8 protein-coding genes and 1 pseudogene are annotated in these 9,588 nt (G+C 72.7%); 4 read left to right on the top strand and 5 right to left on the bottom strand.

The features are described 5' to 3' along the window. The 4 genes from KBX39_RS13215 to KBX39_RS13230 form a co-directional block, all read right to left on the bottom strand. A partial coding sequence (locus KBX39_RS13215; RefSeq protein WP_210870759.1) for an AfsR/SARP family transcriptional regulator occupies nucleotides 1-730 on the bottom strand: 730 nt, incomplete at its 3' end. Nucleotides 731-926: 196 nt separating this feature from the next. Next, nucleotides 927-2,594, bottom strand: coding sequence for a fumarate hydratase (locus KBX39_RS13220; RefSeq protein WP_030502831.1), 1,668 nt, complete (start codon nucleotides 2,592-2,594; stop codon nucleotides 927-929). Nucleotides 2,595-2,670: 76 nt separating this feature from the next. Further along, nucleotides 2,671-4,107, bottom strand: a complete 1,437-nt coding sequence (locus KBX39_RS13225; RefSeq protein ID WP_124778768.1) for a PQQ-binding-like beta-propeller repeat protein — start codon at nucleotides 4,105-4,107, stop codon at nucleotides 2,671-2,673. Nucleotides 4,108-4,226: 119 nt separating this feature from the next. Continuing rightward, a complete protein-coding gene (locus tag KBX39_RS13230; protein WP_013288920.1) occupies nucleotides 4,227-4,715 on the bottom strand; it encodes an Lrp/AsnC family transcriptional regulator in 489 nt (162 codons plus the stop codon). A 140-nt stretch (nucleotides 4,716-4,855) separates the two neighbouring features. Here KBX39_RS13230 and hppD point away from each other — a divergent pair, with 140 nt between their 5' ends. The 4 genes from hppD (at nucleotide 4,856) to hisC (ending at nucleotide 9,116) form a co-directional block, all read left to right on the top strand. Next, nucleotides 4,856-6,061: a 4-hydroxyphenylpyruvate dioxygenase gene (gene hppD / locus KBX39_RS13235; protein ID WP_043327937.1), complete on the top strand. Its 1,206-nt coding sequence runs from the start codon at nucleotides 4,856-4,858 to the stop codon at nucleotides 6,059-6,061. A gap of 10 nt (nucleotides 6,062-6,071) precedes the next feature. Further along, nucleotides 6,072-6,776 (top strand): RDD family protein, encoded by a 705-nt coding sequence (locus KBX39_RS33315; RefSeq protein WP_064446756.1) that lies wholly within the window; start codon nucleotides 6,072-6,074, stop codon nucleotides 6,774-6,776. 175 nt (nucleotides 6,777-6,951) lie between these two features. Next, nucleotides 6,952-8,016, top strand: a complete 1,065-nt coding sequence (locus KBX39_RS13245; protein WP_210870762.1) for an RDD family protein — start codon at nucleotides 6,952-6,954, stop codon at nucleotides 8,014-8,016. Continuing rightward, nucleotides 8,013-9,116 (top strand): histidinol-phosphate transaminase, encoded by a 1,104-nt coding sequence (hisC, locus tag KBX39_RS13250; RefSeq protein WP_043327934.1) that lies wholly within the window; start codon nucleotides 8,013-8,015, stop codon nucleotides 9,114-9,116. The genes KBX39_RS13245 and hisC overlap by 4 nt, the downstream gene beginning before the upstream one ends. A 106-nt stretch (nucleotides 9,117-9,222) precedes the next feature. Here hisC and KBX39_RS13255 read toward each other — a convergent pair. Then, nucleotides 9,223-9,588 (bottom strand): annotated as a pseudogene (locus KBX39_RS13255) (pyrrolo-quinoline quinone); the annotation flags it as partial.

Below are 9,588 nucleotides of genomic sequence, written 5' to 3' on the forward strand. Positions count from 1 at the left end.
CGCCGGCGAGTATCCGCTGGTGCAGCTCCTGCAACGCGGCGCCCGGCTCGATGCCCAGCTCCTCGGCGTAGATCCGCCGCCCTTCCCGGTAGACAGCCAGCGCGTCCGCGTGGCGGCCGACCGCCGACAGGGCCAGCATCAACTGCCCCCGCAACCGTTCCCGCAGCGGCTCGCGCTCGACCGCCTCGGTGAGCTCGTCGACCAGCTCGGGCGCCCGGCGCAGCCGCAACTCGATGTCGACGCAGTCCTCCAGCGCGGCGAGCCGCTGTTCGTCGAGCGCCTGCGCCCGCCGCCGCACGCTACGGGCGGGGATGCCGGCCAGCACCGGCCCACGCCACAACGCCAGCGCGTCCCGGTAGTTCTGACGCGCCTCGATCAGCCGGCCCGCTTCGGCGTTCCGGCGGGCCGCCTCCACACCGTTGGCGAACACCTCTGCGTCGAGGTCGCCCGGCTCGATCCGGATGCCGTATCCGGCCGGGTCGGTGACGATGGTCACGGTGGGCAGGCCGAGCGCCGCGAACCGCTGCCGCAGTCGAGACACGCAGATCTGGAGCTGGGTCCGCGCGGTCGCCGGGGGACGGTCCTCCCACACGGCGTCGATCAGGTCCTCGGTCGGCACCACCAGGCCCGGACGCAGCAGAAACATGGCGAGGACGATTCGATCTCGACCCGCGGTGACGGTGGCTTCACCGCCGCCGACCCGCAGGGGCCCCAAGATTCCGAACCGCACCGCGCTCCCCCGACCGCCGTATCAACCCTGCAGCAGCGTAGCCCGGCGGTCACCGAGCGCCGCGCCGAGGCGATAGCGATCCGATAGCGGCGGCGCACAGACTCGGTGCGGGTTGCCGATGACGGCATCCGACGGGGGCGGTGCGCCTGTCCGGTGGTCCGACCGGGCAGGCGCACCGATGTCTGTGCGTCTGAACTCAGCGGCGGCCGACGGTGAGCACCGGCTTGGTGACCTCGGCGAAGAAGTCGTTGCCCTTGTCGTCGACGACGATGAAGGCGGGGAAGTCCTCCACCTCGATCTTCCAGACCGCCTCCATGCCCAGCTCGGCGTATTCGAGCACCTCGACGTGCTTGATGCAGTCCTGGGCGAGGCGGGCGGCCGGGCCACCGATCGAGCCGAGGTAGAACCCGCCGTGGGCCTGGCAGGAGCGGGTGACCTGGGCGGACCGGTTGCCCTTGGCGAGCATCACCATCGAGCCGCCGGCCGCCTGGAACTTCTCCACGTACGCGTCCATCCGGCCGGCCGTGGTGGGGCCGAACGAGCCGGAGGCGTAGCCCTCGGGGGTCTTGGCCGGGCCGGCGTAGTAGACCGCGTGGTCGCGCAGGTACTGCGGCATCGGCTCGCCCGCGTCCAGCCGCTCGGCGATCTTCGCGTGCGCGATGTCCCGGGCCACGACCAGCGGGCCGGTCAGCGACAGCCGGGTCTTCACCGGGTACTTCGACAGCTCGGCCCGGATCTCGTCCATCGGCCGGTTCAGGTCGACGCGGACGACCTCCTCGGTCTCCAGCGTCTCGTCGGTCACGTCGGGCAGGTAGCGCGCCGGGTCGGTCTCCAGGCGCTCCAGCCAGACGCCGGACGGGGTGATCTTCGCCACCGCCTGCCGGTCCGCGGAGCAGGACACCGCGATCGCCACCGGGCAGGACGCGCCGTGCCGGGGCAGCCGGACCACCCGTACGTCGTGGCAGAAGTAGCGGCCACCGAACTGCGCGCCGATGCCGAAGTTGCGGGTCAGCTCCAGCACCTCCGCCTCCAGCTCCAGGTCGCGGAAGCCGTGCGCGCTCATCGAGCCCTCGGTGGGCAGCGCGTCGAGGTACTTCGCGGAGGCGTACTTGGCGGTCTTCAGCGCGTACTCGGCCGAGGTGCCGCCGATGACGATGGCCAGGTGGTACGGCGGGCAGGCCGCGGTGCCGATGAGCCGGAGCTTCTCCTCCAGGAACTGCATCATCCGCGTCGGGTTCAGCAGGGCCTTGGTCTCCTGGTAGAGGTAGGACTTGTTGGCCGAGCCGCCGCCCTTGGCCATGAAGAGGAACTTGTACGCGTCGGCGTGGCCGTCCGGGTCCTCGGCGTACAGCTCCACCTGGGCGGGCAGGTTGCTGCCGGTGTTCCGCTCGTCCCACATGGTCAGCGGGGCGAGCTGCGAGTAGCGCAGGTTCAGCCGGGTGTACGCCTGGTAGACGCCGCGCGAGATCGCCTCCGCGTCGGTACCGTCGGTGAGCACGTGCCGCCCGCGCTTGCCCATCACGATCGCGGTGCCGGTGTCCTGACACATCGGCAGCACACCGCCGGCCGCGATGTTGGCGTTGCGCAGCAGGTCGAGCGCGACGAACCGGTCGTTCGGCGAGGCCGCCGGGTCGTCGATGATCGAGCGGAGCTGGGCCAGGTGGGCCGGGCGCAGGAAGTGGGCGATGTCGTGCATCGCCTCGGCCGTCAGCGCGGTGAGCGCGCCCGGATCGACGGTCAGGAACCGGCGGCCACCCGGGCCGTTGACGACGTCCACGCCCTCGTCGGTGACCAGGCGGTATTCCGTCAGGTCGGGGCCGGTCGGCAGCAGGGGTGCGTACGAGAAGGCGGCGGCACTGCTCATGACCGAAAAGCCTAGGGCAGAGCCGTCGATCGGTGACACCCGCAGGTGGGGTCGCGGCCCGACCTCTCACCCGCTGTCACTTGCCGTCGACGCAGAGTTCCCGCTTCGGGCCGCAACTGCCCTGGTCGCCGGGCGGCCGCCAGCTGCCCCCGGGGTTCGGCGCCACCGGCGCGTCGCCCTGCCCCGGCCCGGGCGCGCCGGTCGTGCCGGCGCCCCAGCGGACGTACCCGATCTCCCGGCCCTCACCGATGATCATGCCGTTGGGGCCGACCGCCAGCGCGTTCGCCGCGGTCCGCAGCTCGACCAGGACGCGGCCCTCGCGCGGCTCGACCGCGATCAGCCGAGACGGCTTCTCCTCGCTGATCAGCGCCGCGTACGGGGTGAGCGCGGCGCCGCTCTTACCGCCCGCCGGCCGGGTCCACCGGGTCCGGTCCGCCGACAGCTCCCGCCCCAGCAGCGACTCCTTGTCGGCGCTGCGCACCACGGCGTAGCGGTCGTCCACGGCGAGCAGCTTCTCACCGTCCGCGCCGACCTGGAGCAGACGGCCGTCGTACCCGTCGAGCACCGCCTCACGCCCGTCCGGGGCGACCCCGATCAGGACGTTGCGCGCGCCCTGCGGGTCCTCCCGCTGTACGCAGCCGGCGTAGTCGGCCGTACGCAGGTTGATCCCGGTCCGCCGCCACACCTGCTGACCCGTCGCCGGGTCGACTGCCGTGACGGTGTAGTAGCAGCTCCCGTCGCGGGAGGTGGCCGCGATCCGGAGCAGCCGGCCGCCGACCACCGCCAGCCGCTCCTCCCGGCCCGGCTCGACGTTCTGCAGCACCCGGCCGGTCGCGGTGTCCACCACGTGCACCCGGCCGTCGACCGGGAAGCCGAGCAGCGGCGGTACCGCCTCCGGCCCGGCCACCCCGCCGTCGATCCGGGTGGCGCCCAGCCGCCGCGTACCGAGCAGCTCCGGGTTGTCGGCGAGCACGCCGCTGTGCACGCCGGGCAGGAACGCGCTCCACAGCGGAGCGGTGCCGCGCGGCTCCCAGGCCCGCAACGTGCAGTCGGTGGCCCGCACGCAGTAGGCGTCCAGCAGCAGGTTCCGGTACGTCCAGACGGCGATCGCCCGATCGTCGCGACGCCGGGTCACGCCGCTGACCGGGTCGAGCACCTCGTACCCCTTGTCCAGCAGCTTGCCCACGGCGACGACCGGGTCCCGGTCGCCGCCCGCGACCGCCGACCAGTCGGCCTTGCGCTCCCAGAGCTGGCGGCCGTCGGCGAGGCTGCGCGCCTCGACGCGGGTGCGCTGCTCGACGATCACCGTGTCGCCGGCGATGGTGACGCTGCGCGGGGTGCCGCCGACGCGCTGCTGCCAGACCACGTCCGGCTCGGAGATCGGCTTGCTGCGGTCGACCCAGTCCCACAGCGCCGGGAACGGGTTCCAGACGCCTGTCGCGGCGAGTACGACCACGGTGACGAGCCCGAGCAGCAACCAGCCGCGTACCCCTAGGCCCTTCACACCGCACACGGTAGCGACGATCACCGGTCCCCCGGGTCGCGCGCGGGGCGTGTCGCAGCGCTTCTTGCCCGGGCAGGTGTTAATAAGGGGCCCTTCCACCTCCGCAGGCGTTAACAGGGGGCCCTTCCTTACCCCCGGGCGGCGGAGCGGACCAGCGGCAGCGTGCGGTACGGGATCTGCTCGGCCAGCGCGATGATGGTGGACGCGCGCCGGATCCCCTCGGAGGCGACGATCTGGTCGATGACCCGCTGGAGGTCGGTGTTCGACCGGGCGACGATGCGGCAGAGCAGGTCGCTGGAGCCGGTGATGGTGTGCGCCTCCAGCACCTCGGGAATCGCGGCCAGGTGCGCGGTGACCTGGTCGTGGCCGTGCCGCTGGCTGATCTCCAGCGTGACGAAGCTGGTCACCCCGAAGCCGATCGCGGCGGGCGTGATGTCCGGCCCGAACCCGGTCACCACGCCGCGGCCGACCAGCTTGTCCAGCCGGGCCTGAACCGTGCCGCGGGCCACGCCGAGCCGCCGGGAGCACTCCAGCACCCCGATCCGCGGTTCCTCCGCCAGCAGTTCGATCAAGCGCGCGTCCAGCTCGTCCAGCTGTACATCCTGACCAGTGTTCATGGTGTCCGACGGTACCGAATGCACAACCTGACCAGGAATAACGCCAACTGTTGCCCAACTCACCGTGCGCCGTAGATCCTCCCCGGAAGAGCACATCCACGGCGGCCCACGAGGCCGGCCGGTACGCGAGGGAGGCCACCATGACCCAGGCGATCGACCGACCCCAGTCGACCGAGGAGGTCGACGTCGACGCTCTCGTCGGCGCCGTCGACCACGACATCAGCCGCGACCCGTTCCCGGTCAAGGGCATGGACCACGTCCACTTCCTGGTCGGCAACGCCAAGCAGGCCGCGCACTACTACTCGACCGCGTTCGGCATGACCTGCGTGGCGTACCGGGGGCCGGAGCAGGGCTACCGCGACCACGCGCAGTACGTCCTGACCAGCGGTTCGGCCCGCTTCGTGCTGACCGGCGCGGTCCGCCCGGACGCCGACGGCGCCGAGCACGTGGCGAAGCACAGCGACGGCGTCTCCGACATCGCACTGGAGGTGCCGGACGTGGACGCCGCGTACGCGCACGCCGTCGCGCAGGGCGCCACCGGCCTGGTCGAGCCGCACGACGTCAGCGACGAGCACGGCACCGTGCGGATGGCGTCCATCGCCGCGTACGGCGACACCCGGCACAGCCTGATCGACCGGTCCCGCTACACCGGCCCGTTCCTGCCCGGATTCGTCGCCCGCGGCCCGATCGTGGACCGGCAGCCGATGATCGACGCCGGCCTCCAGCCGAAGCGCTTCTTCCAGGCCGTCGACCACGTGGTCGGCAACGTGGAGCTGGGCCGGATGGACGAGTGGGTCGAGTTCTACAAGCGCGTCATGGGCTTCTCGAACATGGCCGAGTTCATCGGCGACGACATCGCCACCGACTACTCGGCGCTGATGAGCAAGGTCGTCGCCAACGGCACCCGCAAGGTGAAGTTCCCGCTCAACGAGCCGGCCGTGGCCCGCAAGAAGTCGCAGATCGACGAGTACCTGGAGTTCTACCAGGGCCCCGGCGCCCAGCACATCGCGGTGGCCACCAACGACATCCTGGCCAGCGTGGACGCCATGCGCGCGGCGGGCGTCGAGTTCCTGGACACCCCGGACTCCTACTACGAGGACCCGGAGCTGCGCGCCCGCATCGGCAACGTCCGGGTGCCGATCGAGGAGCTGCAGTCCCGCAAGATCCTGGTCGACCGGGACGAGGACGGCTACCTGCTCCAGATCTTCACCAAGCCGGTGCAGGACCGTCCCACCGTCTTCTTCGAGCTGATCGAGCGGCACGGCTCCCTCGGCTTCGGCAAGGGCAACTTCAAGGCCCTGTTCGAGGCGATCGAGCGGGAGCAGGAGAAGCGCGGCAACCTGTAACACTGTCGGCGTGACCCAGCCTCCCCCGAACCCGACGCCGCCGCCTGCCGGGCCTGCACCCGCGGGCGGCGGCTTCGCGCCGCCCACCGGGCCCGCGGTGCCCGCGCAGCACGTTCCTCCGGGGTACGCCGGCCCGCCCGGCTACCCGCCGCCCGGTTACCCCCCACCGGGGTACGCCCCGAGGCCCGTCCCGCCCCCGCTGGCGCCGAACGGGCAGCCGCTGGCGAGCTTCGGTGACCGGCTGATCGCCTACCTGATCGACACCGCCGTCGCGATGGCGGTGACGATGGTGCTGTTCCTACCGGTCTTCGCCCTCGTCTTCGTCCGGATGATCGACGAGATCGAGCAGGCGGGCCCGAACGGTCCCGAGCCGGCCGAACTCTGGACCGGCGTGTTCCTGCCGCTGCTCGCCGCCGAGCTCGGGGTCCTGCTGCTCATGCTCGTCTTCTACTGGGTCTACCACGTCGAGTACGCCCGCCGGACCGGCCAGACGCTGGGCAAGAAGGTGATGAAGCTGCGGATCGTGCCGGTGCAGCCGGACGCCGCGCTGAGCCGGGGCATGCTCGGCAAGCGCTGGGCCGTCGAGTTCGCCGGCGGGATGTTCGTGCCGTTCCTCAACTACCTCGACGGTTTCTGGCAACTGTGGGACAAGCCCTGGCAGCAGTGCCTCCACGACAAGTTCGCCGGAACGGTCGTCGTTAAGGTTGGCCCGTGAGCGCGAGGAGTGAGCCGGGCCTGCGAGCCCCGCAGTCGCGAACTGAGGGGAGCACTGTGAGCGCGAGGAGTGAGCCGGGCCTGCGAGCCCCGCAGTCGCGAACTGAGGGGAGCACTGTGAGCGCGAGGAGTGAGCCGGGCCTGCGAGCCCCGCAGTCGGGAACAAGGACGGCGCTGTGAGCTTGGAACCTGGATGGTACGTCGACCCCGCCGACCCGGAGACCCGCCGCTGGTGGGACGGCGAGGGCTGGATCGGCGCGCCGATCCCGGTCGACGTCACCCCGCCCGACGGTCCACCGCCCGCCGAACCCGAGCCGGCCGCCGCCGCGACGCCCGGTGCCGGGACGGGTAGCGGGTCCGAGGCCGCCCCGTCGTCGGGCGCGCCCGCCCAGCCGGGCGGACCGTGGCCGGGCCAACCGGGCCAACCGGGCCAACCGGGCCAACCGGGCCAGCCGGGCCAGGCCGGCCCGTGGCCCGGACAGCCCGGTCCCTGGCCGGGACAGCCGGGGCAGCCGGGACAGCCCGGACAGCCGGGGCCGGGCGGCCCGTGGCCGCGGCAGCCCGGTCAGGCCGGGCCGGCGCCGCAGGGACCGCCGCCGGGCTGGCCGTACCCGCACTGGCCGGGCGCGCAGCCGGTTCCGCGCCCGCACGGGCTGCCGCTCGCCTCGTACGGCGCCCGGCTGGTCGCCCGCCTGATCGACTTCGGCGTGGTCTTCCTGCTCAACGCGGTGGTGAACGGCTGGTTCGTCTGGCGCTACTTCGAGGCCGTCGCGCCGTACCTGCGTGAGTCGGTGCGCCGCGCGATGAACGGTGACACCTCCACCGAGGGGCTGCCCCAGATCGACGACCAGGCCGGTGGCCTCCAGATCGCCATCCTGGTGATCGCCACCGCGCTCTGGTACGCCTACGAGGTGCCGTCGATGGCGGCGCGCGGGCAGACGTTCGGCAAGCGGCTGATGGGCGTACGCGCGCTGCCGGTCGAGGCGGACCAGCCGCTCGGCTTCGGCCGGGCCACCCGGCGCTGGAGCACGCTCGGCCTGCCCACGCTGCTCTGGTACTGCTGCGGGCTCGGTCTGCTGCTGCAGCTCATCGACGCGGTCTCGCCCCTGTTCGACCAGCCGCTGCGCCAGGCCCTGCACGACAAGCGGGCGCAGACGGTGGTGGTCCAGCTTCCCCGTAAGCGGCCCGACCCCCGTACCACCCCGCGCGACCGCGCCGACACCCCGGGAGACACCCCATGACCGAGACCGGACGCCACCAGCCTCCGCTGCGGCTCACCCGCGCCGACCTGGACGCGTTGCCCAACTACGTGCCCGGCCGCAGCCCGGCCGACCTGGCCCGGGAGCTGGGTTTGCCCGAGGCGATCAAGCTGGCCAGCAACGAGGTGCCCTACGGCCCGCTGCCCGGCGTGGTGGAGGCGGTCGCCGAGGCGGTGGCGGGTTCGCACCGCTATCCGGACATGGGCGTGGTGGCGCTGCGTCAGGCGCTCGCCGAGCGGTACGGCGTGGACGCCGACCGGATCGCCACCGGCTGCGGCTCGGTGGCGCTGGCCGAGCACCTGGTCCGCGCCACCTGCCTGCCCGGTGACGAGCTGCTCTACTCGTGGCGCTCCTTCGAGGCGTACCCGATCATCGCGGCGACCAGCGGCGCGACCAGCGTGCGGGTGCCGAACGACGCCGGCCACGGTCACGACCTCACCGCGATGGCGGCGGCGGTGACCGACCGGACCCGGATGATCCTGGTCTGCAACCCGAACAACCCGACCGGTACGGCGGTGCGCCGGGCGGAGCTGGACCGCTTCCTCGACGCGGTGCCGGACGACGTGCTCGTGGTGATCGACGAGGCGTACCGGGAGTTCGTCACCGACCCGGAGGTGCCGGACGGCCTGACCTACCTGGACCGGCCGAACGTGGCGGTGCTGCGCACGCTGTCCAAGGCGTGGGGCCTGGCCGGCCTGCGGATCGGCTGGCTGGTCGCGGCGCCGGAGGTGGCCGCCGCCGTGCGCAAGGTGGTCACGCCGTTCTCCACCAGCATGGCCGCCCAGGCCGGCGCGCTGGCCGCGCTGGCGCAGGCCGACGAGGTGGAGCGGCGCTGCGCGCTGGTAGTGGCCGAGCGGGACCGGGTCACCGAGGCGCTGCGCAAGTTCGTCCCGGACGTGCCGGAGAGCCAGGCCAACTTCGTCTGGCTGCCGCTCGGCGAGCGGGCGGTGGAGTTCGGCCGGGCGTGCGAGGCGCGCGGCGTGATCGTCCGCCCGTTCCCGGGCGACGGCGTCCGGGTCACCATCGGCACCCCCGCCGAGAACGACGCGTTCCTGGCGGTGGCCGAGTCCGCCCTGGCCTGACCGGGGCGCGCCCAGGGCCGGTCCGTCAACCCCCTACGGACCGGCCCTGGGCGTCTCCTCCGACAACAATAGTGGCTTTTGTCCGTTTTGCAGGCCGAACCGCCGGTCAGGTGGCGGCGAGCAGCACCGGCTCGGCCATCAGGAAGTAGCCCTGGTCGTCGTCCTCCGGCGTGGCGCTCTCCCGCAGCCGTTCCACGGCGACGTAGCCGTCCACCGCGTACGCCCGGCCCGGCCGCCAGCCGATCCCGTCCCGCCCGACGTCGAGCACGAAACTGGACCGGGTCGCGCCGGTGAGCGGGTCGACGGTGACCAGCTCCCGCCGGTCGGTCAGCAGGTGCACCCGCCCCGGCTCGGTCGCGAGCACCCGGGCCGGGTGGATGTCCGCCCTGCGCCACAGCTCCGCGCCGGTACGCGCCGAACGCCCGACCACCACCGGGCCGGACGTGTCCACCACCCGCTCGCCGTCCAGCAC

The organism is Micromonospora sp. D75, assembly GCF_018070405.1.
Classification (GTDB): domain Bacteria; phylum Actinomycetota; class Actinomycetes; order Mycobacteriales; family Micromonosporaceae; genus Micromonospora; species Micromonospora chalcea.